Source organism: Francisella sp. LA112445 (assembly GCF_012224145.1).
Taxonomy (GTDB): domain Bacteria; phylum Pseudomonadota; class Gammaproteobacteria; order Francisellales; family Francisellaceae; genus Francisella.
The window spans coordinates 1,129,673-1,154,285 of record NZ_CP041030.1 but is presented as its reverse complement, the minus strand read 5'-3'; the positions used below and the strand labels follow the sequence as shown (position 1 = coordinate 1,154,285).

Here is a 24,613-nt window from a genome sequence, read left to right as displayed (position 1 = left end):
ATTGATGATTAAAAAGGTTAAAAAATGTTATTAGAAATAAAAGATCTACATGTAAGTGTTGGAGATAACAAGAAGCAAATATTAAAAGGACTAAACCTAACTATGAAAAAGGGTGAGGTTCATGCAATTATGGGGCCAAATGGTGCTGGTAAAAGTACTTTAAGTAATGTTTTAGCTGGTAAAGATGGTTATGAGATCACTCAAGGTTCTATTAAGTTTGATGGCAAAGATCTTGATGATCTAAGTATTTCTGAAAGAGCTGCTGCTGGAATATTTCTAAGCTTACAATATCCTATAGAGATACCAGGTGTTAGTAACGTTCAGTTTCTTAAAACAGCTCTAAATAGTATCAGAAAGCAAAATGGCGAAGAAGAAATCAATGCTATTGAGTTTATGAAAAAACTTAAGCAAAATATGCAGGTTTTAAAGATCGATCAAAAATATATGTCTCGTGGTGTTAATGAAGGTTTCTCTGGCGGTGAGAAAAAACGTAATGAGATGCTTCAGTTAATGATGTTAGAGCCTAAGTTAGCAATTCTAGATGAAACTGATTCAGGTCTTGATATTGATGCTCTTCAGGTTGTTTCCCAAGGTGCTAATACTATGAGATCTCAAGATAGAAGTTTCTTAGTCATTACACATTACCAAAGACTTTTAGATCATATCGAACCTGACTTTGTTCATGTTTTAGCAGATGGTCAAATAGTTAAGACTGGTGGTAAAGAACTTGCACTTGAATTAGAAGAGAAAGGATACTCTTGGTTAAACAGCTAAAGGTTAAAAAATGTTAATAGACAATAAATCTCTACCTACTACTAAGCAAGAAAGCTGGAAGTATACAAATATTGCTTCAATATATTCTAAAAATAATATTACAGAGATATTAAAAGAAGCTCCAAAAACAAAAGACTATCTTGAAGGTTTTAAGTTTGATACTCAAGAGAATGTAGTTATTATCTTAGATGGGTCTTTAGCTATTGATTATAACAAAAAGCTAAACCATATTAGTGCTCTAGAGTTTCATAAAGACAATAGAAATATGTCAAGATTAGCTATCGAGAACTCAAAGCACTTTGGCATAAAAGTGCCTAAAGATACTAAAGATACTCTTAGCCTTATTTTTATAAATACTGAAATGGCTAAGAATAAACTATCAAATGTTTCTTTAAAATTAGATGTTGGTATGTTTGCAAACCTTGATTTAGATATTGACTTTGTAAACCTAACAGAAGAATCTGCAATAAACTTATTTTTAGATATAAAAGTCGCTGAATCTGCTAAAGTTAATTTTACAAACAATGCCGATAATGCAAATAACACAAAGTTATTTACTACAGCAAACTATCTAATAAATCTTGATAGAGCTGCTGAGTTTAATGGTTTTAATTTACTTAATAAAGATGCTTTGTTGAGAAATGATTTTATTGTAAATCTAAATAAAGAGCACTCAAGGTTTGATATTAGAGGTTTGTATTTGGTTAGTGATAATGCTATTGCGAATGCTTGTTTCTTAGTTAATCATAATGCTTCAAATACCTATAGTAATGTTAATTTTCGTGGTGTTGCAAATGGTTCTGCTAAAGCTTGGTTTAATGCTAAAGCAGTTGTAAATGAAGGCATTGAGCAAATCCAAGCATTTCAAAATAATAAAAATATCCAACTAAGTAACAAAGCTGAGATAAATACAAAACCTGAGTTAGAAATTTTCTCAGATGATGTTGTTTGTACTCATGGTGCTACGGTTGGTCAGCTAGATAAAGATGCTTTATTCTATCTACAATCTAGAGGTTTAGAACTACATGAAGCTCAACACTTACTTTTAGAGAGTTTTGTTAAGTCTCAACTGACATCTGATGATTTTCCTTTTGAGAATGAGATCAAAGAAGAAATATCTGAATCTTTAGATGATGTACTAGACTCTATAATATAAAAATATTCTAATCTTTTTTATCTTTCTAATTAATTATATTTAGTAATCTGTTAAACTGAAAATAGTAAGTAAACGATAATAAAAGAGGGTATTATCTATGAAAAAAATTATTCCAATTACTTTAGTGAGCTTTTTAGCAACAAGTTCAGTTGCCTTAGCTTGTAATAAGGCTCAAGATTTTAATACTATCCAATATACAACTCAAGCTGAAACAACTGTTAAAAGCGATAGTATACTTGTTCAAGTTACAGGCTATGCAACAACAACTTTACAAGATCAAAATACCATTCAAAAACAAATTTCTGATGAAGTTAACAATATTGTTAAAGCTGATTGGAAAGTTAAAAATGTTGAGCAAAACACTAGCAATAGTGGTGCATTAAATATCACTTTACAATTACAGGCTAGAATATCACAAAAAAATCTTAACAGCTTACAAAAAGCATTAGAGAATCAAAAAGCTTCTGGTAAAAAGTTAGTTGTACAAGTTCTTGACTATAATCCACCTGCAAAAGCTATCCAAGCAGCTAAGCAAAAGCTTATGATTAAAATCTTTAAAAACACTCAAGAATACTTAAAAGATTTTAACAAAGAAACAAATAATAATTATACTATCCAATCAATCAAATATAGTGATACGACAAATGACTATAGACCAAGAAGTACAGTAATGTACATGAAAGCTGCGGCTAATGAAATGGATTCTAGCGCTAATAGTAATCCAGTAGCAGTTTCTCAAGATATAAATATTAGAGCAAATGTAACATTTATGGAGAAATAATATGGCTTTAAGTAATGTTATAAAAACTGATGAAGCTAATTTTGAAAAGCTTATAAATAGTACAGATAAACCTGTATTGGTAGACTTTTATGCTGATTGGTGTGGGCCTTGTAAAACTTTAGGACCTATTCTTGATCAGCTATCAAAAGACTATAAGAATGCACTAATTGTTAAAGTAAATGTTGATGATAATCAAAACTTAGCTGGACAGTTTGGTATTAGAAGCATTCCAACCATGATTATTTTTAAAAATGGTAAACAAGTTGAAACCTTAAATGGTGTTCAGACTGGTTCACAATTAGAGCAAAAACTTAAGGCTTATGAGTGATACTTTAGATCAAAATAATCTATTAAAATGGTACTTTCAGACAAGGTTTGAAATACCTATAAAACCAAAACAATATCCTAATCAGTTTGCTATTATCACAGCATATAATCCAATGAATCAGCTCCTTAGTGACTATCAGAATAATGTCAGAAATAAAATTTTAGAAGAAGAACTAAAACAGAAATATGATTGGGTTTATAAAATTAATGGCTTTGATGAAACTACAGATCATAAAGAAAATGGTTTTATGTTTAATTGTAATACCCTATATGAAGCTTGCAAGCTTGGTGAAAAATATTCTCAAGATGCTATTTATTATGTTTCAGATAATATACTCTTTGTCTCAAAATGTTCTCCAAAAGAAAGAAAGCTTGTACAAGTAGGAGATTTTTTAGGTAGGATAAAAGATTAGTTTATCTTTTAGGTTCTGTGCACAAAAAAAGCTAAATTAGATTGAAAATAGCTAAACCGTTGTTATTTAGAAGTTGAAAGACAATAAATACCAAGGGTTTAGCAAATGCATTATCATATAAAAGAAGTATTCTGGTCAAGTATTTTATTATTCTTAAAATCACAAAAAGGTATACATACCAATGATGAAGACAAATTAAGATTGTTTATTGAAGCAGTATTTTATGTATTACGTACAGGCTGCCAATGGAGAATGTTACCATTTTATTATGGTAAATATAGATCAATACATAAGCGTTTTAAGGATTGGAGTGATAAAGACATATTCTCTAAATTATTTAAGTCAGTGCAAAATCCTGATTTACAAGAAGTTATGCTTGACTCAACGATAGCAAGAGCACATGCCTGTGCTACAGGATATGACAAGAATGATAACCAAGCAATTGGTAGATCAGTTGGTGGAGTAACCACCAAGATTCATGCTATGACCGATGCTTTAGGCAACCCGCTGGAAGTATTACTGTCAGAAGGTAAAACTCATGATAGTAAAGTGGCAATAGACCTACTACAGAAGGTATATAATACAAAAGTTATCGCTGATAGAGCATATCACTCTAATGAAATTAGAGAACATATTCAAAATATATCCTCTGAAGCTGTTATTCCCTGCAAATCAAATACTATAAACCCTATAGATTTTGATATTCAAATATACAAAGAAAGACATTTGATTGAGAATTTCTTTTCTAAAATTAAGCATTTTAGAAGAGTATTTTCTAGGTTTGATAAAACCATTTCAGCATATCTGGGTATGATTAAATTAGCTTGTACTTTTATTTGGCTTCGATGAGAATTTATTTTTGTGCACAGAACCTATAATATTTCTTATATAAAATTGAAAATATAACTATCAATACAATACCTGAATATACAACCATTCTTTGATCTGGATCCCAGAACATACCGAAGATTACACATAAGTTAAATAATATACTTAAATATGGAATTATAGGAAAAGCCCAGGCCTTAAATTTTAAGTTTTTAACTTGTTCCTCTGATAGAGACTTTCTAAAGTATATATGGCACAAACTAATTATAATCCATATCATACAACCAACCATACCTGATGATGACACTATTAAAATAAATACTTTTGAGGCTCCTATAAATTTAGTGATTAAACAGAAGCAAGATAGAATAGCAACAAACATAACTCCATAAATAGGAACCTGCTTCTTACTTATCTTAGCAAAGATTTTGGGAGCTTGTTTTTCTTGAGCCATTGACCACATCAATCTTGCACATGTGTAAAAACATGAATTAACTGCTGATAAACTTGCTGTTAGAATTACTAGCTGCATTATAGTATCAACATATTTTATATTTACTAACTGTAGGACAGTTATAAACGGAGTATTTTCAACACCAGAATCTTTATATGGAATGATATAAGCAATTATAAATGATGAAAATACAAAAAATAGAAGAATACGTATAGCAACACTTTTTATAGCTTTACGAATATTCTTCTCTGGATCTTTTGTCTCCCCAGCTGCTATACCTACTAATTCAGCACCTTGAAATGTACATACTATTATCACTAATCCAAAAAGGAATGCTCTAAAACCATTAGGAAATAATCTATCAGCATAGAAATTAACCAATCCAGATATTGGTTTATTTGAATGTAAGAAGCCAGTTATAATTGCAATCCCTATAATTATAAAAACTAATATAGTGATAATTTTTATTGCAGAAAGCCAAAACTCGATTTCAGCAAAAACCTTTACTGTACATAAATTTAATAGACTAACAATAATTATTATGGCCAGACAGAATTGCCAAACAGTAATTCCAGGGTAGAAATTATGACAAATAATCCCTGCAGCCACTAAGCCTCCAGCAGCGGCAGTTAACCAGTTAAGTAAATACAGCCAGCCAGTTAGAAATCCTGAGTATGGTGATATAAATTTAGTAGCATAAGCTTGAAATGAACCACTTATTGGCATTTCTATAGACATTTCAGTAAGGCTAATCATTACAAGCATCATGATTAAACCACCAAGAAAAAAACCTAATACTGTACCAAAAGCCCCAACTGAATTAAGGATACTACCAATACCTAAGAAAAAACTTGCAGAAATAGTCCCACCTAAAGAGATCATTACAATATGGCGAGCAAGAATATCTCTTTTTAGTGTATTTTGGTTATTACTCATATTTTTAAAGGATCTATGTTTTTATTTTGATTATCCATAATATTTATATTTAAAGAAAGATTTTTTGATTATAGAAATTACTTTTTTGCTATTATTAATATTAATAAACAGATAAACATTTGGATATGTATGAAAAAAGTTTTATCCTTGGCAATAATAGCAAGTATTTGTTCATCTTGCTCAACAACTAATTTTTTTAGTAGTAAGTCTCAAAATAATCAATCTAATATATATAGTATTGATGAAGAAAAATATGATAGTCAAGCAGATAAACTTATATCACAAATGACTTTGGAGGAAAAGTTAGGTCAGTTAAACCTTGTTGATGCAGGTCAAGCAACTACTGGAGTTAGTAAAAAAGAGGATTTCTATAAGCTTATAGAGCAGGGGAAAGTAGGGGGGATATTTAACTTAAAATCTCCACAAGATATAAAGAAAGCTCAAGAAATAGCTGTTAATGATACTCGCCTGCACATTCCTCTTTTGATTGGTATGGATATTATTCATGGTTATAAAACAACTTTCCCTATCCCTCTAGGATTGTCGACTAGTTGGGATTTAGATATGATCCAAGAAACTGCACGAATAGCTGCGATAGAAGCAAGTAGTCAGGGGATAAACTGGACATTCTCACCGATGGTAGATATATCAAGAGATCCACGTTGGGGTAGAATTGCTGAAAGTAGTGGTGAAGATACATATTTAGGTAGCCAAATAGCAAAAGCTATGGTGCGAGGCTATGAAATGGATGATTTAGCAGATAATACAAGTTTACTTGCATGCGTGAAACACTTTGCATTATATGGAGCTGTTGAGGCAGGGCGTGATTATAACACGGTAGATATGAGCAAAGTTAAAATGTATAACCAATACCTACCTCCATATAAAGCGGCGATAGATGCTGGAGCTGGTAGTGTTATGGCGGCTTTTAATGATATCAATGGTATTCCAGCTACTGAAAATAAATGGTTAATGACAGACCTACTACGTGATCAATGGGGCTTTAAAGGCTTTGTTGTTTCTGATTATGCAGGTATTCCAGAGATGATGAATCATGGAGTTGGTAAAAACTTACAACAAGTATCAGCAGATGCATTAAATGCTGGTGTTGATATGGATATGGTAGGTAATGGCTATCTCACAACTTTAAAGAAATCTCTTAAAGAAGGCAAAGTATCAATGGCTGAGATAAATAAAGCCGTTAAGCGAATATTAATAGCTAAATTTGAGCTAGGATTATTTAAAAACCCATATAAAAATATTAATACCAAAGATGCTAAAAAACTAATTTTCTCTGCAAAACATAGAGAATTTGCGCGAAAAGTTGGTTCTGAATCTATGGTTTTACTAAAAAACCAGAATAACTTGTTACCTTTGAAAAAAACTCAAACAATCGCTGTAATTGGACCTCTAGCCAATGCTGCTAATAATATGGATGGGACATGGAGTATCACCGCCGATCAAGATAAATCTATATCATTATTAGAAGGCTTAAAAGAAGAAGTAGGGCACCAAGGTAAAGTTTTATATGCTAAAGGTAGTAACTTATCATACAGTAAGACATTTGAGAAAAATGCAACAATGTTTGGTAAATCTTTAGGTAGAAATAATGAAACTTCAGAGCAGCTATTAAAACATGCGTTAGAAGTCGCTAAAAAATCTGATGTAATTATTGCAGCATTAGGTGAATCTGCAGAAATGAGTGGTGAAAGTACTAGTAGATCACATATAGATATACCTAAAGCTCAAAGAGATTTACTTAACGCATTGCTAAAAACTGGTAAACCTGTCGTATTAGTACTATTTAATGGAAGACCTCTTGTTTTAACACAAGAAAGTAAAACTGTACCAGCTATACTTGATGTATGGTTCCCTGGTAGTGAAGCTGGATTATCAATAGCAGATGTATTATTTGGTAAAGTTAATCCATCAGGTAAACTAACAGCTTCATTCCCTCGAGATGTTGGGCAGATTCCTATTTATTATAGTCACAAAAATACAGGTAGGCCTTTAACAAATAAAGATAGTTGTAGATTTGAGAAATATCATTCTAATTATATGGATGTTTGTAATTCACCATTATATCCTTTTGGTTATGGTTTAAGCTATACTACATTTGATATTTCTAAGCCAGTTCAGAATAAAGAGATCATCAAAAAGGGTGATAAGTTAATTATTAAAGTTAATATCACAAATACTGGTAAATATGATGGTGCTGATGTGTTGCAACTGTATATTCATCAAAAAGTACGCTCAATTACACCTCCAGTTAAAGAATTAAAAGCTTTTAAAAAGGTATTTTTGAAAAAAGGACAAACTAAGACTGTAACATTTGAATTAGATGTTAATGATCTTAAGTTTTACAATAATGATCTAAAATATGTTTATGAACCAGGTGAGTTTGAGTATTTTATCAGCGATAGTTCTGATGGGAAGTTTACAAATACATTTACTGTTAAATAATTCTATTATAAACTTTCATACTTAGTAAGAATTCTAAAAGACTCAAAATGCTAGATACTATCAATAATAATCAGTTCTTGATGCAAAATATCCAAGAATTTACTGTTTTAATACAAATTTCTTTAGTTGCCCTTACTATAACTTCAATTATTGTTTCAGGATTATTTATATTATCTCAGCAAAAACTAGCTAAAAATCTCGCTAAGATTAATAATAGTGAAAAGATTCATCCAGCATGGTTATGGACACAGTTAATTCCAATATGGTCATCAATTGCATTTGTTGTAGCAGCTGTGAAGTTAGATGAGCATGTAAAAAAATATAACACAAATTATAATGAGAAATTAAAGTTTAAAGCTTCACTTGTTTATTGGTATGTCGGATTTTTAATATTAGGATTAGTCCCAGTAATCAATATTATAGCTGGCATAATTAATTTTTTTATATTTATAATTATTTGGTCAAATATTAGTAGTTCATCAAAACAGATCCAAAACCATTTTAAAAAGTAATAAATAAAATAAGTAATATAGTTTCCATAATTACTAATACATCATTTCGCATAATATATATTATGTTAAATTACTGGTTCGGTAATAAGAAAGAAGTTTTAAAACTAACCTAATATCCATAATAATATTTACTGTATTAGTTAGATGTACTCTCTTTTTAGTCTTTCAATTATTTCTATACTTGCAGGTAAAAAATTATAATTATTAAGCTCAGAAATATTTACAAGTTTTAATTGTTGGTTTTCTTTTGAGTATGGAATACCTTCATAGCCATCAATAATAAAAAATTCTAAATTAACTTCGATATTGTCTTTATTTATATGTTTCTTCTTTATATATGGCTTTATAGATTTAACAATAATTCCAACTTCCTCAAAAACTTCTCGTTTTATGCAGTCTGCAAAAGTTTCATTTTTTTCTACTTTTCCTCCAGGAAATTCCCAGTAATCACGATAGGTTTGAAATTTTTGTCTTTGACTTATGTAGACTTTAGTATGATATTCATCTAAAATAATCGCCACTGCAGCGTTTATACGTTCCATTTTATAAAAAATTAACATTGTTATTAAGAAATATAATATGTTCCAAAACCATAAAAGTGAAATTTTATTAGCAACACCTTTAATTAAAGATGATGCTATATTTACTAAATCTGTTATTTATTTATGCCAAAATGATCGTCATGGGGCTATGGGCTTGATTATAAATAAGCCTTTAGATGATAAATTAAAAGATGTTTTTGAGGAGTTAGATATACCTCATAATAATACTTTTGAAGAAATATTGAACCACCCTCTTTATATGGGAGGTCCAATAAGCCCTCATAAAATATTAATACTTCATACGACAAATGGGCGTAACTATAATTCAACTATAAAGCTTGATGAGGGTTTAGCTATTACAGCGTCTATGGATATCTTAGAAGATTTGGCAAATAATATTTTACCAGAATACTTCCTGCCGATAGTTGGATATAGCTGTTGGACAGCTGATCAGTTATCAGATGAGATAAAAGCTAGTGACTGGATTGTGACAGATAAGTTAAGTAAGAAAATACTATTTAATTATGAGAATAAAACTAAGTGGCAAAATCATCTAGAGCATGCTGGATATAGTTTGCAAAATTTAGATTCTCTATTTGAAAATATAGGTAATGGTTAGATGTTTCAATCTTTAATAGCTATAGATTTTGGCAAAGCTAGAATTGGCTTAGCTAGTGGCCAGATGATTACAAAGACGGCTACTCCTATTGGCACTGTTGAAGCTTATGATGGCGTACCAAACTGGATTGAGCTTGATAGAATCATTAAACGTTGGAACCCTTCAGATATAATAGTTGGTCTACCTCTAGATACACAAGATTTTGAGACAGATATTACTAAAGCTGCGAAAGATTTTGCTAAAGAGATAAAAGAGAGATATCAACGAAACGTTCACCTTATAAATGAGGCTTATTCTACTCGAGAAGCAAGGTGGCGTCTTGAAGAAGTCAAAAGTAAGAAAGTCAGTCATATAAAAGTAGATGCTCTAGCAGCCTGTGTAATTCTTGAAACTTGGATGGCAGAGAATTAAATAATTCTTTAACATAGTAATAATCTAGATATTTACTAAGTTTTAACTTAAAATATTCAGCATAATTTTTCATATTTATTATTAAAAATAAGGTTCTGTAATTCAATGAGTGAATATAATTTTGATCAAATAGAGCAACAAGCTCAAAGTTATTGGCGTGAAAATAATTCTTTTAAAGCTGTAGAAGATAAAAGTAAAGAAAAATTCTATTGTTTAGAAATGTTACCATATCCAAGTGGTACTTTACATATGGGACATGTAAGAAACTATACTATCGGTGATGTAATCGCTAGATATCAAAAAATGCAAGGTAAAAATGTACTTCACCCTATGGGATGGGATGCTTTTGGATTACCCGCTGAGAATGCTGCTATCAAGCATAAAAGATCACCGGCTGAATGGACAAAAAGTAATATTGCCCATATGAAGAAGCAACTTGATTCTTTAGGTTTTGGTTTTGACTGGTCAAGAGAAATTGCTACTTGTGATGAGGATTATTACAGATGGGAGCAATGGTTTTTTATCCAACTTTATAAAAAAGGTTTAGCATATCGTAAAAACTCAGTTGTAAACTGGGATCCTGTAGATCAGACAGTTTTAGCTAATGAGCAAGTTGTCGATGGTAGAGGTTGGAGATCTGGTGCCTTAGTTGAGAAAAAAGAAATACCACAATGGTTTTTGAAAATCACAGATTATGCTGATGAGCTTTTACAAGATATATCTAAGTTAGATAACTGGCCTGATGCTGTAAAAACTATGCAAACAAACTGGATCGGTAAATCAAAAGGTTTAACTGTTAAATTTAAGATTCAAGGCTCTGATGAAGAAATAGAAGTTTTCACAACTCGTCCTGATACTTTGATGGGTGTAAGTTACCTTGGAATTGCAACTGAACACCCTCTTGCTTTAGCAGAGGCTAAAACAAATTCTGAGTTAGCAAGATTTATTGAAGAATGTAGAAAATCCTCAACAATGGAGGCTGATTTAGCTACACAAGAAAAAAAAGGCTTTAAAACAAATATAAAAGTAATTCATCCTATTTCTGGTGAGACAGTAGATGTTTGGGTTGCCAACTTTGTGCTTATGGGATATGGTTCTGGTGCCGTGATGTCAGTTCCTGCTCATGATCAAAGGGATTGGGAATTTGCTAAGAAATATAATATCCCTCTAAAGCAAGTTATTAACTCTGATGATAAGAAAATCAAAGTTGATTTAGATGTTGAAGCCTTCACAGAAAAAGGAATATTAATAAATTCTGGTGAATTTGATGGATTAAACTTCAAGAAAGCTTATCAAGCAATTAAAAAATACCTTTTTGATAATAATAAAGGATATGAAACTACAAACTTTAGAATCCATGATTGGGGTATCTCTCGTCAAAGATATTGGGGCTGCCCAATTCCAATGATTCATTGTGATAGCTGTGGTATAGTTCCTGAAAAAGAAGAAAATTTACCGGTTAAACTGCCTACGGATGTAACCCTTACAGAAGCTGGTTCGCCGTTGAAAGATTTACCTGAATTTTTAGATGTTAAATGTCCAAAGTGTGGCTCTCAAGCAAAAAGAGAAACAGATACATTTGATACATTTTTTGAATCATCTTGGTATTATGCAAGATATACATGCACTACTGCGAATGAAATGTTAAGTGATGAGGCAAATTACTGGTTACCAGTAGATAAATATATTGGTGGTATTGAGCATGCGATTATGCATTTATTATATGCTAGATTTTTCCATAAATTAATGCGTGATGAAGGTCTGGTAACATCTGATGAGCCTTTTGTAAACTTACTTACTCAAGGTATGGTGTTAAAAGATGGTGCTAAGATGTCTAAATCAAAAGGCAACACGGTAGACCCTCAAGAACTAATAGATATGTATGGTGCTGATACTGTGAGATTATTTAGTATGTTTGCAGCACCTCCTGAGCAATCATTAGAGTGGTCTGAAACAGGTGTTGAAGGAGCAAATAAATTTTTACGTAAAGTTTTTAACTATGCTCAATCAAATAAAGAAGTATTATCGAAAAAAATAAATGTTGATATAAACAAATTATCAAAAGAAGACAAAAAAGCTCGCTTTGAAATACATTCAAACTTAAAGCAAGCTGTTTTTGATTTTGATAAAAGTCAGTTTAATACTGTAGTTTCAGCTTGTATGAAAATTCTAAATACTTTAAATAACTATGATAATCTTTGTGATAGTGTTAAGGCTGAGGGATATAGTATCTTATTAAGAATACTAGCACCATTTACTCCACATATTTGTCATTATTTATGGCAAGAACTTAAGTTAGGAGATGATATTTTACATACAGAGTTTCCTGTAGTAGATGAACAAGCTCTAGTCAAAGATGAGTTTTTGCTAGTTGTACAAATAAATGGTAAGCTAAAAGCAAAGTTAGAATTAGATGCATCATTAACTAAATCAGAAGTCGAAGCTGCTGTTTTAGAAGATGAGCATGTAAAATCATTTGTTGAAGGTAAGCAAATTATCAAAGTAATTTATGTACCTCAGAAGCTTATAAATATAGTAATCAAATAGAGAGACTAAAATGAAAAAATATATAATTTTAATATTTGCACTTTTATTAGGCTCATGTGGTTTTCATCCTCGTGGTGTTGTGAGCTCTTCGAATGCGGGAAATTATAGTAGCTTAGTTGGAACTAAGTTTTATATTGCTGCGAATGGTTATAATTCTTGGGCTAGTGATATTAAATCGGGATTACAACCATATAAAGCTATAATAGTAACTGATGAGAAACAAGCTGATTATATAATAAATATACAAGATGTTAAGAAAGATTCTAAGCTTACAAGTGTTGTAGGTGGAGCATCGAATAACACTTATCAATTATTCTACAACTTTACATATAATGTTGTTAAGCCTAATGATAAGACACCAGTAATACCAAATAAGACTATTTCTGCACAACAGTTCTGGCAATCAAACTCTGGTACGCAGCTAGCACAAAATGCTCAAGCTCAAAGAATATATGACTATCTTCAGTCAGGTATGGTAACAAATGTTATTAATCAAATTGCGGCATTATTACCAAGTAAGACCCCAGATATCTCATCTCAAGATAATGATGATGAATCTTAAAACTTATAAAGAGATAATCTAAATATAATCTTTAAAAGGACTTTATATGAATCAATTAAAAGATTTTTATGCAAACTTGCTTAGTAGTTATAGCGGGCTTGCAGGAATACTAAGTTTTTTGACAATATTTTTAATAATATTAATTTGTTCATGGGTAATTAATAAAATACTCAAACAATATATAGTTAATATCGTAAATAAATTTGTAGCTAAACTTGGCCCAAATTTGGGTGAAACCTTAGTAAAGTATAAGGTTTTTAATAAGTTATCTCATATAGGGCCTGGAATATTTATATATTTAGCTATAAATCTTGGAGTAAGCTCTGAGCATAACTGGACAGTAAGTGTTGTTGATGCAATTCAGTTAGTAGCACAAGTATATATAACATTAACTATAATACTATTTTTTATATCTTTTGTTGATGCTATTTTTAATTACTTTCAAAAGCTTCCATATTTTAAGCATCACTCTTTGAAAAGCTATGCCCAAGTTATAAAAATAATTTTATATTTCATAGCTTTTATATTGATAGTTTCTCAGTTGCTTAACAAATCTCCGATTGCTTTTTTAACTGGCTTAGGTGCTTTGTCAGCCGTATTAATGTTAGTTTTCAAAGATACAATATTAGGATTTGTTTCTAATATTCAGGTTGCTGCTTTAGATTTAGTACGAGTTGGCGACTGGATAACTATTCCATCGGCGGGTGTTGATGGAGATGTTATGGAAGTTTCTATTAATACTGTAAAAATACGTAATTTTGATAAAACGATCTCGACCGTTCCAACTTACACATTAATTAATAATAGTGTACAAAACTGGCGTGGAATGGTTGAAACTGGTGGACGTAGAATTAAACGCTCAGTAAATATTGACATCGATACTATAAAATTTTGTGATGAGAATACTTTAGAATCGTTATCTAAAGAGCCTCTTCTACAAGATTTTATTGCGAGTAAAAAAGGTGAAAAGCTGACTAATATAACTTTATTTAGAGCATATATTGAGAATTACTTACGTAAACATCCAAAGATACATACAGGATTGACTTTCCTAATTAGAGAGCTACAGCCTAGTGAAACAGGTTTACCAGTTGAGTTATATATTTTTACAAATGATACAAACTGGGTTAACTATGAAAAAATTCAAGCAGATATTTTTGACTATGTTTTTGCTAGTTTACATATGTTTGATCTAAAAGCTTTCCAGGCTATAACTGGTAGAATCTCTAAATAAAAATCATAATTTTCTGATATTATTTCCTAATAAAATTTTAAATTTAAAGAGAAATTATTATCTAATGAGCTTAAAATCTTTTACAACCTTTATACTATTGTTTATAGTAAATGTATCACTATGCCTTGCTGCTAATGTACCAATAGAGATGTTTGATTTATCCAAATACTCACAAGATGTAAATTATTACATTCCTAAGTCAGAGAAAGGATATGATAAACCTCTATTGACTAAGCCTCAGCAAGATAAACTTCTCAAAAAACTAATATCTCATTCTGTTGGCAGTGATTCTCCATGGTCAGAATCTTTCTATAAAGAGTATTTGCAACAAAATAGTCTAAAAGAATGGGCTACGGAGCAAATTAATGATATCAATAATAGTAAGCTACCAGATGATGAGAAGATTTATAAAGAAAATTTTAGACTTTTTACTAATCATGAATATCAAAATATTATTAAAAATATAAATTTTGATGATATTGATAACTTACATAAATATAACGTCAATAATAGAGCTATAGTTACAAGAACTGCAATGGGATACTCTGTGCCTTATGATAGACCATTATTTTTAAACTTCACATTGCCAGGTCAGGGATATCCATTTAGTAATATTAATGTTTCATCATTAAATATTGGTGAAGCTGTATATATAATTTCTGAGTCAAAAGATAAGCGATGGTATTTAATTCTTAGCTCTTCTTTTTATGCTTGGGTAAAATCTAACAGTATTTCTAGAATTTCAGAGAATAAAGTTAAAATTTGGAAAAGTGCTTTTATAAAGAAAAGTATATCTGTTAGACGTTTTGAAACTCCAGTATTTAATTTAGATAATAAACTAGTTAAAAATACTTATCCTGGAACAATATTGCCAGTATTAGAGAATGATAATAATTATTATAAAGTGTTGCTTCCAACACAAACAAAAACAGGAAGTCTAGCTTTCATAGATGCTAAAATAATAAAGCATGATGCTACAGAAATACCAACTCTAACTACACCTGAAAATTTTGCAAAAATAATTAAAGAAACTCAAGGTTATCCTTATGGTTGGGGAAATCAATATTTCTATAATGACTGTTCATCTGAATTAAGAGCTATATACCAAGCTTTTGGAATATGGTTACCAAGAAACTCTAAGGATCAATATAAGGCGTATAGTTCGTTAAATCTTGATCAAGATACTTTAGAGCAACGTAGTCAAATTTTATTAACAAAGGCGCGCCCTTTCTTAGATTTTATATATATAAAGGGACATGTGATGCTATATATTGGTAAAACTTCAAATCCATATAATCCAAAACAAATTGTTCCAGCAACTTATCAGCAAGTCTGGGGGTTAAAGGATAAAGATAATACTAAAAGATCTGTTATAGGTGAATCAGTTTTTTTACCATTATTAGAGAAGTATCCAGAAGATCCTACTTTAGAAAGTGAGCTAAAAAAACAACTCTTTAGAGTTATTCAAATAGCATAATATTTTTATCAACATTTAGGTAGTGTTACGCCCTCTTGACCTTGGTATTTACCACCTTTATCAGCATATGATGTTTCACACTGTTCATCTGATTGGAAGAAAAGCATTTGTGCAACACCTTCATTGGCATATATTTTTGCAGGTAATGGAGTTGTATTTGAGAATTCTAATGTTACATAACCTTCCCATTCAGGTTCTAAAGGTGTTACATTCACAATGATCCCACATCTTGCATAGGTTGATTTACCAAGACATACAACTAAAACATCTCTAGGGATTTTAAACTTCTCAACAGTACGTGCTAGAGCGAATGAGTTAGGAGGAATAATACAAACATCGCCTTTGAAATCAACAAAGTTTTTATTATCGAAATGTTTTGGGTCTACTATTGAAGAGTTAATATTTGTGAAAATTTTAAACTCATCTGCACAACGTACATCATAGCCATAACTAGATGTACCATAAGAAACTATCTTTTCATTATTAGCAACTTTAACTTGTCCTGCCTCAAAAGGTTCTATCATTGAATGCTCTTGGGACATTTTTTTTATCCATTTATCTGATTTTATAGACATTTTCTCTCTCTTAATTTTCTAATTTAACACCAATAGAATCTAAAGTACTTGCTTTAGGCAGTTTTTCAATCTCATTTAATATATTTTCAGCTACTGTCATATAGCTTGTATTAATATTATCATCTTTATCTAAGCTTACATAAGGTTTACCATGATCTGCATTCTCACGAATATCTTTATGCAGCGGTAAATTACCAAGAAATTCAATATTGTTTTTGCCACATAATAAATGTGCACCATCTTCACCAAATATATGATCACTATTGCCACATTTTGGACAAATGTAGTAGCTCATATTTTCTATAACACCTAATGTTTTGATATCAACTTTCTCAAACATGGCAACAGCGCGTCTTGCATCTATCAAAGATAAATCTTGAGGAGTAGTTACAACTACGGCTCCAGTTACTGGCATATTTTTAGAAATTGTAAGCTGAATATCGCCTGTACCAGGAGGTAAATCTAAAAATAGATAATCTATTTCTTCCCAGTTAGTGTCATTTAAAAGTTGCATTAAAGCTCTAGAAACTATAGGTCCTCTCCAGATCACAGCAGATTCTGAATCTATAAGATTTCCAATAGAAATCATTTTAACCCCATAACGTTCAAGAGGAATAATTTTTTTCTTATCTGTAGTTTGAGGATTTTCCTTTAAATCAAAAAGAGTTGGTTGGCTTGGACCATAGATATCAGCATCTAGAACTCCTACTTTAGCTCCCATTTTGGCAAAGCTGACAGCTAAATTTGCAGTAACTGTCGACTTACCTACTCCTCCTTTACCAGATGCTACTAAGATTATATTTTTAATATTAGGTAAGAGCTTTTGTCCTTTTTGAACTTTTCTTTTAAGAGTCTTTTCAATATTTATCATACTTTTTTACTAGCTTTTAATAATTAATTAGCTATTATCTATATAATTTGGGTTTAATTATACTTAAATAAATATGCTTAAAAAAGAAGATTTTAAAACGATTTTACTTACTAGTATAGGCGGAATGCTTGAGTTTTATGATTTTGTAATATTTGGTATGTTTGCAATCGTATTAGGTAAGACTTTCTTTCCACATGAGGGATCACCAGCATTAGAGGCACTATCGGCATTTACAGTATTTGCTGTAGGATATTTTGCTAGGCCTATAGGAGGTATATTTTTTGGTCATATAGGTGATAAATTTGGGCGTAAAAAATCTTTTATATTAACAATACTATTAATGGGGTTAGCTTCTTTTCTTATTGCGCTATTACCTTCTTATAGTAGTGTTGGGATTTTAGCTACATTATTATTTGTCTTGTTGCGTATTATTCAAGGAGCTGCAATTGGTGGAGAGATTCCTAGTGCGGTTGTCTTTGTAAAGGAGACCTTAGTTAAAAAAGGAGGTCTTGCGTGTGGTATTATATTTTGTTTTATTAATTTTGGAATATTTTTTGCGGAAATTACAAAAGTAATCACAACGTATTTCCTATCTGATCAATATGCTTGGCGTGTTGCTTTTATGCTTGGTGGTATTGCCGCGATTATTAGTTATTTTTTTAGAAAAGAAATACATGAGACAGAGACCTTTTTAAATAAAAAAACTGAATATAAGATTCCGTTAATAAGCTTATTTCAAACGGAGAAATTAGCAATCCTTAGGGCTATTGCAGCTATCTCAATATTTGCTATGGTTGTAGGCTTTTTTTCTCTTTATTTACCAACTTATTTTAAGTTAAATAATATACCGAATGCCTCTAGTTTAATACTATTAAACTTATTTACTTTTTCGATTATTTCAATTCCAGCGGGATATCTTGCAGATAAGTTTGGGCCATTAAGAGTGCTATTTGTTGGAGGGGTTGGATTGTTAATCTTTGGCAGTGCTTTTTACTATGCGATTGTTACAAACTCTAGCTATCTACTTATAATTATGCTTGTAAATAATATTTTCATGGGTCTAGTCGTTGGTGTAAGTGCAAATTATGCAAGTACTCTTTTTACTCCTGGTGTTCGCGCTAGTGGCTTAGGATTTGGTTATAATATTAGCTTTGCAGTTTTTAATGGAGCTTTTTTAGCTCTAGCAAGTTTTGGTGTGGCCGAAGGGATTATGTTAACACCATTGTATCTAATATTATCAGTGATAATTGTTTCTCTATTTATCTTAATTTTTACCTCAAAAGCATGCCAAAACATTTCTATATAGATCTACTATCTATGTGTTAGAATTTAACTATTAGCTTTAAAGATAAATATTAAAATATGGATAATTTTCTGTCTGGATTAATATATGTTTTAGAAGCAAACACTATTTTATTTATCTGTCAGGTTTTTACCATATTTGTTGTTTTGAAACTTATTGTTGATAAAAAATCAGCATCTAACATCATCGCTTGGATTTTAGCAATATTGTTTGTGCCTTATGTAGCAATCCCCTTCTTTTTTATATTTCAGCGTAAAGATAAACGCCGGTTTTGGCAAAAAAAGACTATGAGTATTAATGGCTCATCATCTTTTGAAAAGGTATGTCTTAATACTAATCATTGCCAAGAGCTACCTATGAATGTTATTACTACTTTTTTAAATCTTGAGTTACCAACGCTTACTATGCATAACTCTTTTGAAATATATACAGATGGTGTCCGATCTTTTGAAGCATTTATGCAAGCTATTAACTTAGCAACAAAAAGTATATATATCCAAACTTATATACTTAAAAATGATACAACTTCTAGGCTAGTTATAAATGCATTAGAGAAAAAGGCAGCAGAAGGCGTTGATATCAAAATAATGATTGACTCTTTAGGATCATTGTATGTTTATTTTCACAATAAAAGAATATTTAGAAATCTACGTTCACTAGGTGCAAAAATAGTATTTTTTATGCCTATACTTACAAACCCTTTACGTAATTATATTAACTATAGAAATCATCGTAAGATTTTTATCTTTGATAATAGTTTGGCTATGAGTGGTGGGATTAATATTGGTGATGAATATATGTCTGCCATGTATCATGATGGTATGTGGAGCGATCTTTTATTTAGTTTAGAAGGAGAATCTGTAGAGCATTTTCTAAAAGTTTTTCGCTCAGATTGGCACTTTGCTACAAATCAAGAGCTAGATTTTAAAGTAGAAAATATTATTAGTAAAAAATGCTTTACTCAAGTTGTACCATCTGGTCCAGATATGTATAGAAATCAGCTATATTCAGGACTTTTAACAGCAATAAACTCTGCACAAAAAAGACTTTGGATTATAACACCCTACTTGATTCCATCTTTAGATTTATTACAATCAATAACTCTTGCTAAATGTCGAGGAGTTGATGTAAAAGTAATTACCCCTAAAAACTCTGACCATAAAATAATTAATCGAGCGAGATCTAGCTATATTAGAGATTTGTTGGCTCATAATGTAGAAGTTCATTTTACTAAAAAAATGATTCATGCTAAGGCTATACTTATAGATTCAAATATTGCGATACTTGGTTCTATTAACCTTGATAATCGAAGTTTATTTTTAAATTATGAAATAGCTACTTTTATATATACTCCTAGTGAAGTAAAAAAACTTTATTTATGGGCTCAAAATATACTTAAAGATGCAAGTCAAAACTCATCGCATTTACCAACTAAACGTAGTAGCCTAATAATTGAAAGTATTATGAAAATTCTTACACCATTGATGTAATTCAAATGCTAAACTATCTAGAATATTTACACTATGCTAGAATTCATATAATAACGCTTATTTTTAAAAAGTTCGATAAATGGAAAATTTCTTTTTAAGTTTACTCTATATAGTAGAAGCAAATATCGTTTTGTTTGTCTGTCAAGCTTTGACAATTCTAGTTGTATTAAAGCTTATTGTCGACAAGAAATCTGCATCAAATATTTTAGCTTGGCTTTTAGCTATACTCTTTATTCCTTATATAGCAATCCCCTTCTTTTTTATATTTCAACGTAAAGATAAGCGTAGCTTCTGGCAAAAAGAGACTATGGATATTAGCCAACCTGCTATTCAGGAAATATGCTTAGCAAAAGAGCATAAATGTCAAAACCTACCTATGGATATTATCAATGTTTTTTCTAGTATGGGGTTACCAACTTTAACAGGAAAAAACTCATTTGAAATATATACAGATGGTGTTAAATCTTTCCAAGCATTTATAGATGCTATCAATTCAGCAGAAAAAAATATCTATATACAAACTTACGTTTTTAAAAATGATACAACATCTAAACTTGTTATAAATGCTTTAGAGAAAAAAGCTAGTGAAGGTGTTGAAGTCAAGATGATGATAGATTCGCTTGGTTCTTTCTATGTTTATAGACATAATAAAAAAATATTTAAAAACTTACGAAAGTTAGGTGCCGAAGTTGTTTTCTTTATGCCTGTTCTGACAAACCCTCTGCGTAATTATATTAACTACAGAAATCATAGGAAAATATATATTTTTGATAATAAAACAGCTTTTAGTGGTGGTATGAATATTGGTGATGAATATATGTCACCAATAGAGCATGAAGGAATGTGGGATGATTTATTATTTAAGATTCAAGGTGAGTCATTACTATATTTTTTAAAAGTCTTTTGCTCAGATTGGCACTTTGCTACAAATCAAGAATTAGATTTTAAAGTAAATACGGATACCTCACAGGACGGCTTCATACAAGTAATTCCATCAGGGCCTGACTTACAAGAAGATCAGCTATATTCAGGATTAATTACTGCCATAAACTCTGCCAAAGATAAGCTATGGATTATAACACCCTATTTAATCCCATCTGCAGAATTATATCACTCGATAGTTTTAGCTAAAAAAAGAGGAGTTGAAGTAAAAATTATAACACCAAAAGAGTCTAATCATAAAATAGTAGATAGAGCTAGAGCTAGCTACATACGAGATTTTCTAAAATATAATATAGATATCCACTTTACGAAGAATATGGTACATGCAAAAGCAGTTTTAATTGATAATAATCTTGCAATGTTAGGTTCAGTAAATTTAGATAATCGTAGTCTATTCTTAAATTATGAAATAGCTACTTTTGTTTATACTCAAAGTCATCTTAAACAGCTATATGATTGGGCAAATAGAATTTTAGCAGACTCTACAAAAGATACAAATCATATGACAACAAAACGCAGTAGTCTATTGATAGAGAGTTTAATGAAGATTTTAACCCCTCTAATGTAATTAATTTTTTTAATTTACTATATAATAATTATTAACAACTTAGACAGTTTTGGAGATATTAATGTCTGTAAAGAATAAAGTTACACTAATAACAGGTGCAGCCTCGGGTTTAGGCTTAGGTATGGCAACAGAGTTTGCAAAACAAGGAGCAAAAGTTGTAATAGCTGACTTAGATTTAGAAAAATCTCAAGAAGTAGCTAAAGATTTATCATTAAAATATGATGTAGAAACTTTAGCAGTACAAATGGATGTCACAAATGAAGACCCAGTAAATGCTGGTGTTGATAGTACTGTAGAGAAGTTTGGACGTATCGATACTGTAATCAATAACGCGGGTATTCAGATAATTTCACCAATAGTTAGCTTTAATGTTTCATCATGGAAAAAATTATTTGATATACATATGACTGGTACTTTACTAGTAACTCAAGCTGCAATGAGACATATGATTGATCTAAAAACTGGTGGTAGAATTATTGTAGTAGGATCTGTTCACTCTGTTCTTGCATCAAAAAATAAAGCAGCATATGTAGCAGCTAAACATGCTCAAGTTGGCTTTGTAAGAGCTCTAGCAAAGGAAGGCGCTGAACATAATATATCATCTAATTTAATTGGTCCTGGCTTTGTTTTAACTCCACTTGTTGAAAAACAAATTCCAGAACAGGCAAAAGAGCTAAATATCTCTGAAGAAGAAGTAGTCAAAAATATTATGCTTGGTGGAACTGTTGATGGTGAGTTTACAACAGTTCAAGATATTGCTGATACTGCTATATTCTTAGCTGGATTTAAAACAAATGCTCTTACTGGACAAAAGTTTTTAGTTAGTCATGGCTGGGGAATGTAAATTTAAACTATATTAATAAAATAGGAGAATAATTATGAAAGAAAATAATAATAATAACTCTTTATATATACCTAAATGTCTTTTAATTTTAATATTAATTCCTTTTTCCATATTAACTCTTTTAGCTGTTTGGCAAAATGGGATTACAGGTATATTTAAGCATGAATTTGCAAATTTAGGAGGAATACAGGTTTTAGTTGATTTAATAATCTCATGCGTCTTTCTTTTAGTATGGATGTATCATGATGCTCGTCGTAATAATAGAAAATTTTTACCATGGTTAATATTAACTTTAATTGCAGGATCTTTCGGCCCGCTATTATATTTACTATTTGATAATAATAAAAAATAGCACATAATGTATTCAAAAATAAGGAAAAAACTTGGTCAATTAATTATGATGGATTTTCGCCACTGGGGTGAAAATTCAGATAGTCAACCTATTCCTTTTATTAAAACAAATCAAACTATTAATAATCTTTTTAAGAATTATAATTTAAGTGGTTTTATTCTTTTTAAAGAAAATATTGAAACTAACGAACAGGTAATTTCTCTTTTAAGAGATATTCAATCAAATATAGCCACCCCACTCTTTTTTGCAACAGATCAAGAAGGTGGTCGAGTTAATCGTATCAAGCAAGGTACAAGTGGCTGTGGTAATATGGCTCTTGCTGCTACAAATAATCCAGAAAATGCCTATATTATAGCGAAGCTTATCGGTGATGAGTTGTATAGTTTAGGAATAAATACAAACTTTGCTCCAGTTATTGATGTTAATTCAAATAAGAATAATCCTATTATTGGAGTTAGAGCGTATTCTGATAATCCAGAGACTGTCATAGAATATGCTAATTATACTATTGATGGGTATCATGATGCTAAGGTTATCGACTGTGTTAAACACTTTCCAGGTCATGGTGATACATCTTCAGATAGTCATTTGGGCAGTGTCAGTGTAAATAAGAGTTTAGGTGATTTGGAAAAAACTGAATTATTACCCTTTCAGAAGTTAGTTAATAAATACAGTATGGTTATGTCGGCACATATCAGTATGCCCGCTTTAGATAATACTACTTATAAATCAGTTTCAACAGATCAAGATATTAGTATACCAGCTACCTTATCTCACAATATAATTACAAATCTCTTAAAAGAAAAAATAGGTTTTAAAGGGTTAGTTGTATCAGATGCTATGGATATGAAAGCTATTGCTACTCATTTTGGTTCTATAGAAGCTACTAAATTAGCAATATTAGCTGGAATTGATATTGTTCTTATGCCGGTAAGAGTATGGTCAGAGAAAGATATTTATAAACTTGAAGAGCTTTTTAAATCTCTTGAAAGTGAGTATACAAATAATACTGAATTTGCACTAGCAGTTGATAAGGCTTATGATAAAGTTTTGGAGTTTAAGCAGAAGCATAGTTTGCATAAGTCATATATCTATAAGCTTTCTAAAGAAGATCAAATTAACAGAGCAAATCTAGTTGTTAACTCTAAAAAACATCAAGAAATATCATTAAAGATAGCTAAACAAAGCATTTCTATAATTAAAAATTCAGGAATCATTCCATATCAATTAAATAGCAACCAAAATATTTTGATTGTAGATTCTGATAGACAAAGATTGAGTGAGTTTTATGAAATATTAGAACAAATAACTTATAGTCAGAAGTTAAATATAGATATTATTGCGAAACATATTGATGATGAGCTTGAAGCAAATATACAAAATAGCAATCTAATTATATTAATATCTGAAAGTTTAAAGAAGTATAGCCAACGATATTCTACTCTAACGTCTATAGCATCTAATAAAACTATAAATATAGCTGCTTTAACCCCTTATGATATTGATTATATTGATAATGTGAAAAATTATGTTTGTATATATGGTGCAACTTCTGTGGACCAAACAAATTATACTGTTACTTCTTTAAAAATAAATATCCAAGCAGCTTTAGAAAATATTTTTTGTAGTTAA

24 protein-coding genes are annotated in these 24,613 nt (G+C 30.5%); 20 read left to right on the top strand and 4 right to left on the bottom strand.

Features of this window, described 5'->3' with window-relative positions; genetic code table 11:
* Nucleotides 1-24: 24 nt before the first annotated feature.
* The 6 genes from sufC (at nucleotide 25) to FIP56_RS05610 (ending at nucleotide 4,300) form a co-directional block, all read left to right on the top strand.
* Complete coding sequence (sufC, locus tag FIP56_RS05635; protein ID WP_192577965.1) at nucleotides 25-774, top strand: Fe-S cluster assembly ATPase SufC; 750 nt, start codon at nucleotides 25-27, stop codon at nucleotides 772-774.
* A 10-nt stretch (nucleotides 775-784) separates the two neighbouring features.
* Nucleotides 785-1,930, top strand: coding sequence for a Fe-S cluster assembly protein SufD (gene sufD / locus FIP56_RS05630; protein ID WP_192577964.1), 1,146 nt, complete (start codon nucleotides 785-787; stop codon nucleotides 1,928-1,930).
* 97 nt (nucleotides 1,931-2,027) lie between these two features.
* On the top strand, nucleotides 2,028-2,711 hold the full coding sequence (locus FIP56_RS05625) for a hypothetical protein (protein WP_192577963.1): 684 nt from the start codon (nucleotides 2,028-2,030) through the stop codon (nucleotides 2,709-2,711).
* A gap of 1 nt (nucleotide 2,712) precedes the next feature.
* Nucleotides 2,713-3,039, top strand: coding sequence for a thioredoxin (gene trxA / locus FIP56_RS05620; RefSeq protein WP_192577962.1), 327 nt, complete (start codon nucleotides 2,713-2,715; stop codon nucleotides 3,037-3,039).
* On the top strand, nucleotides 3,032-3,451 hold the full coding sequence (locus FIP56_RS05615) for a DUF3293 domain-containing protein (RefSeq protein ID WP_192577961.1): 420 nt from the start codon (nucleotides 3,032-3,034) through the stop codon (nucleotides 3,449-3,451). Before trxA ends, FIP56_RS05615 begins: the two co-directional genes overlap by 8 nt.
* Before the next feature lie 105 nt (nucleotides 3,452-3,556).
* The gene (locus FIP56_RS05610) at nucleotides 3,557-4,300 is read left to right on the top strand and encodes an IS5 family transposase (RefSeq protein ID WP_192576991.1); all 744 of its coding nucleotides are present in this window, start codon (nucleotides 3,557-3,559) and stop codon (nucleotides 4,298-4,300) included.
* A gap of 4 nt (nucleotides 4,301-4,304) precedes the next feature.
* Here FIP56_RS05610 and FIP56_RS05605 read toward each other — a convergent pair whose 3' ends face one another.
* The gene (locus FIP56_RS05605) at nucleotides 4,305-5,669 is read right to left on the bottom strand and encodes an amino acid permease (protein ID WP_192577960.1); all 1,365 of its coding nucleotides are present in this window, start codon (nucleotides 5,667-5,669) and stop codon (nucleotides 4,305-4,307) included.
* A 129-nt stretch (nucleotides 5,670-5,798) separates the two neighbouring features.
* Here FIP56_RS05605 and bglX point away from each other — a divergent pair, with 129 nt between their 5' ends.
* The gene (bglX, locus tag FIP56_RS05600; RefSeq protein WP_192577959.1) at nucleotides 5,799-8,132 is read left to right on the top strand and encodes a beta-glucosidase BglX; all 2,334 of its coding nucleotides are present in this window, start codon (nucleotides 5,799-5,801) and stop codon (nucleotides 8,130-8,132) included.
* Between the two features lie 47 nt (nucleotides 8,133-8,179).
* A complete protein-coding gene (locus tag FIP56_RS05595; protein ID WP_245323056.1) occupies nucleotides 8,180-8,644 on the top strand; it encodes a hypothetical protein in 465 nt (154 codons plus the stop codon).
* Between the two features lie 140 nt (nucleotides 8,645-8,784).
* Here FIP56_RS05595 and FIP56_RS05590 read toward each other — a convergent pair whose 3' ends face one another.
* A complete protein-coding gene (locus tag FIP56_RS05590; protein WP_192577958.1) occupies nucleotides 8,785-9,186 on the bottom strand; it encodes a (deoxy)nucleoside triphosphate pyrophosphohydrolase in 402 nt (133 codons plus the stop codon).
* Between the two features lie 37 nt (nucleotides 9,187-9,223).
* On the opposite strand from FIP56_RS05590, the gene FIP56_RS05585 reads away from it, so the two are divergent.
* The 6 genes from FIP56_RS05585 (at nucleotide 9,224) to FIP56_RS05560 (ending at nucleotide 16,036) form a co-directional block, all read left to right on the top strand.
* The gene (locus tag FIP56_RS05585) at nucleotides 9,224-9,805 is read left to right on the top strand and encodes a YqgE/AlgH family protein (protein WP_192577957.1); all 582 of its coding nucleotides are present in this window, start codon (nucleotides 9,224-9,226) and stop codon (nucleotides 9,803-9,805) included.
* A complete protein-coding gene (ruvX, locus tag FIP56_RS05580; protein WP_192577956.1) occupies nucleotides 9,806-10,216 on the top strand; it encodes a Holliday junction resolvase RuvX in 411 nt (136 codons plus the stop codon).
* A gap of 105 nt (nucleotides 10,217-10,321) precedes the next feature.
* Nucleotides 10,322-12,763 (top strand): leucine--tRNA ligase, encoded by a 2,442-nt coding sequence (gene leuS, locus FIP56_RS05575; protein ID WP_192577955.1) that lies wholly within the window; start codon nucleotides 10,322-10,324, stop codon nucleotides 12,761-12,763.
* Between the two features lie 10 nt (nucleotides 12,764-12,773).
* Complete coding sequence (gene lptE, locus FIP56_RS05570; RefSeq protein WP_192577954.1) at nucleotides 12,774-13,325, top strand: LPS assembly lipoprotein LptE; 552 nt, start codon at nucleotides 12,774-12,776, stop codon at nucleotides 13,323-13,325.
* Between the two features lie 46 nt (nucleotides 13,326-13,371).
* On the top strand, nucleotides 13,372-14,559 hold the full coding sequence (locus FIP56_RS05565; protein ID WP_192577953.1) for a mechanosensitive ion channel domain-containing protein: 1,188 nt from the start codon (nucleotides 13,372-13,374) through the stop codon (nucleotides 14,557-14,559).
* Between the two features lie 64 nt (nucleotides 14,560-14,623).
* Nucleotides 14,624-16,036, top strand: coding sequence for an SH3 domain-containing protein (locus tag FIP56_RS05560; protein ID WP_192577952.1), 1,413 nt, complete (start codon nucleotides 14,624-14,626; stop codon nucleotides 16,034-16,036).
* An 8-nt stretch (nucleotides 16,037-16,044) separates the two neighbouring features.
* On the opposite strand, the gene dcd is transcribed toward FIP56_RS05560, so the two are convergent.
* Both dcd and FIP56_RS05550 read right to left on the bottom strand, forming a co-directional pair.
* Nucleotides 16,045-16,611, bottom strand: coding sequence for a dCTP deaminase (gene dcd, locus FIP56_RS05555; RefSeq protein ID WP_192577951.1), 567 nt, complete (start codon nucleotides 16,609-16,611; stop codon nucleotides 16,045-16,047).
* 10 nt (nucleotides 16,612-16,621) lie between these two features.
* A complete protein-coding gene (locus FIP56_RS05550) occupies nucleotides 16,622-17,482 on the bottom strand; it encodes an Mrp/NBP35 family ATP-binding protein (RefSeq protein ID WP_192577950.1) in 861 nt (286 codons plus the stop codon).
* Between the two features lie 73 nt (nucleotides 17,483-17,555).
* Here FIP56_RS05550 and FIP56_RS05545 point away from each other — a divergent pair, with 73 nt between their 5' ends.
* The 6 genes from FIP56_RS05545 to FIP56_RS05520 all read left to right on the top strand — a co-directional run bounded on the left by FIP56_RS05545 (nucleotide 17,556) and on the right by FIP56_RS05520 (nucleotide 24,613).
* Nucleotides 17,556-18,788, top strand: a complete 1,233-nt coding sequence (locus FIP56_RS05545) for an MFS transporter (RefSeq protein ID WP_192577949.1) — start codon at nucleotides 17,556-17,558, stop codon at nucleotides 18,786-18,788.
* A 56-nt stretch (nucleotides 18,789-18,844) separates the two neighbouring features.
* A complete protein-coding gene (gene cls / locus FIP56_RS05540; RefSeq protein ID WP_192577948.1) occupies nucleotides 18,845-20,275 on the top strand; it encodes a cardiolipin synthase in 1,431 nt (476 codons plus the stop codon).
* Between the two features lie 79 nt (nucleotides 20,276-20,354).
* The gene (gene cls / locus FIP56_RS05535; protein WP_192577947.1) at nucleotides 20,355-21,785 is read left to right on the top strand and encodes a cardiolipin synthase; all 1,431 of its coding nucleotides are present in this window, start codon (nucleotides 20,355-20,357) and stop codon (nucleotides 21,783-21,785) included.
* Nucleotides 21,786-21,846: 61 nt separating this feature from the next.
* Nucleotides 21,847-22,629, top strand: coding sequence for a 3-hydroxybutyrate dehydrogenase (locus FIP56_RS05530; protein ID WP_192577946.1), 783 nt, complete (start codon nucleotides 21,847-21,849; stop codon nucleotides 22,627-22,629).
* Between the two features lie 34 nt (nucleotides 22,630-22,663).
* A complete protein-coding gene (locus FIP56_RS05525) occupies nucleotides 22,664-22,981 on the top strand; it encodes a DUF2834 domain-containing protein (RefSeq protein ID WP_192577945.1) in 318 nt (105 codons plus the stop codon).
* Between the two features lie 6 nt (nucleotides 22,982-22,987).
* Nucleotides 22,988-24,613: a glycoside hydrolase family 3 protein gene (locus FIP56_RS05520; RefSeq protein WP_192577944.1), complete on the top strand. Its 1,626-nt coding sequence runs from the start codon at nucleotides 22,988-22,990 to the stop codon at nucleotides 24,611-24,613.

Coding starts and splice junctions, on each gene's coding strand:
- FIP56_RS05525 (WP_192577945.1), top strand. CDS start 22,664: ATGAAAGAAAATAATAATAATAACTCTTTATATATACCTAAATGTCTT.
- FIP56_RS05625 (WP_192577963.1), top strand. CDS start 2,028: ATGAAAAAAATTATTCCAATTACTTTAGTGAGCTTTTTAGCAACAAGT.
- ruvX (WP_192577956.1), top strand. CDS start 9,806: ATGTTTCAATCTTTAATAGCTATAGATTTTGGCAAAGCTAGAATTGGC.
- sufD (WP_192577964.1), top strand. CDS start 785: ATGTTAATAGACAATAAATCTCTACCTACTACTAAGCAAGAAAGCTGG.
- FIP56_RS05615 (WP_192577961.1), top strand. CDS start 3,032: ATGAGTGATACTTTAGATCAAAATAATCTATTAAAATGGTACTTTCAG.
- FIP56_RS05605 (WP_192577960.1), bottom strand. CDS start 5,669: ATGAGTAATAACCAAAATACACTAAAAAGAGATATTCTTGCTCGCCAT.
- FIP56_RS05595 (WP_245323056.1), top strand. CDS start 8,180: ATGCTAGATACTATCAATAATAATCAGTTCTTGATGCAAAATATCCAA.
- FIP56_RS05520 (WP_192577944.1), top strand. CDS start 22,988: ATGTATTCAAAAATAAGGAAAAAACTTGGTCAATTAATTATGATGGAT.
- FIP56_RS05590 (WP_192577958.1), bottom strand. CDS start 9,186: ATGGAACGTATAAACGCTGCAGTGGCGATTATTTTAGATGAATATCAT.
- FIP56_RS05610 (WP_192576991.1), top strand. CDS start 3,557: ATGCATTATCATATAAAAGAAGTATTCTGGTCAAGTATTTTATTATTC.
- FIP56_RS05530 (WP_192577946.1), top strand. CDS start 21,847: ATGTCTGTAAAGAATAAAGTTACACTAATAACAGGTGCAGCCTCGGGT.
- cls (WP_192577947.1), top strand. CDS start 20,355: ATGGAAAATTTCTTTTTAAGTTTACTCTATATAGTAGAAGCAAATATC.
- cls (WP_192577948.1), top strand. CDS start 18,845: ATGGATAATTTTCTGTCTGGATTAATATATGTTTTAGAAGCAAACACT.
- sufC (WP_192577965.1), top strand. CDS start 25: ATGTTATTAGAAATAAAAGATCTACATGTAAGTGTTGGAGATAACAAG.
- leuS (WP_192577955.1), top strand. CDS start 10,322: ATGAGTGAATATAATTTTGATCAAATAGAGCAACAAGCTCAAAGTTAT.
- dcd (WP_192577951.1), bottom strand. CDS start 16,611: ATGTCTATAAAATCAGATAAATGGATAAAAAAAATGTCCCAAGAGCAT.
- lptE (WP_192577954.1), top strand. CDS start 12,774: ATGAAAAAATATATAATTTTAATATTTGCACTTTTATTAGGCTCATGT.
- trxA (WP_192577962.1), top strand. CDS start 2,713: ATGGCTTTAAGTAATGTTATAAAAACTGATGAAGCTAATTTTGAAAAG.
- FIP56_RS05560 (WP_192577952.1), top strand. CDS start 14,624: ATGAGCTTAAAATCTTTTACAACCTTTATACTATTGTTTATAGTAAAT.
- FIP56_RS05545 (WP_192577949.1), top strand. CDS start 17,556: ATGCTTAAAAAAGAAGATTTTAAAACGATTTTACTTACTAGTATAGGC.
- FIP56_RS05585 (WP_192577957.1), top strand. CDS start 9,224: ATGTTCCAAAACCATAAAAGTGAAATTTTATTAGCAACACCTTTAATT.
- FIP56_RS05565 (WP_192577953.1), top strand. CDS start 13,372: ATGAATCAATTAAAAGATTTTTATGCAAACTTGCTTAGTAGTTATAGC.
- bglX (WP_192577959.1), top strand. CDS start 5,799: ATGAAAAAAGTTTTATCCTTGGCAATAATAGCAAGTATTTGTTCATCT.
- FIP56_RS05550 (WP_192577950.1), bottom strand. CDS start 17,482: ATGATAAATATTGAAAAGACTCTTAAAAGAAAAGTTCAAAAAGGACAA.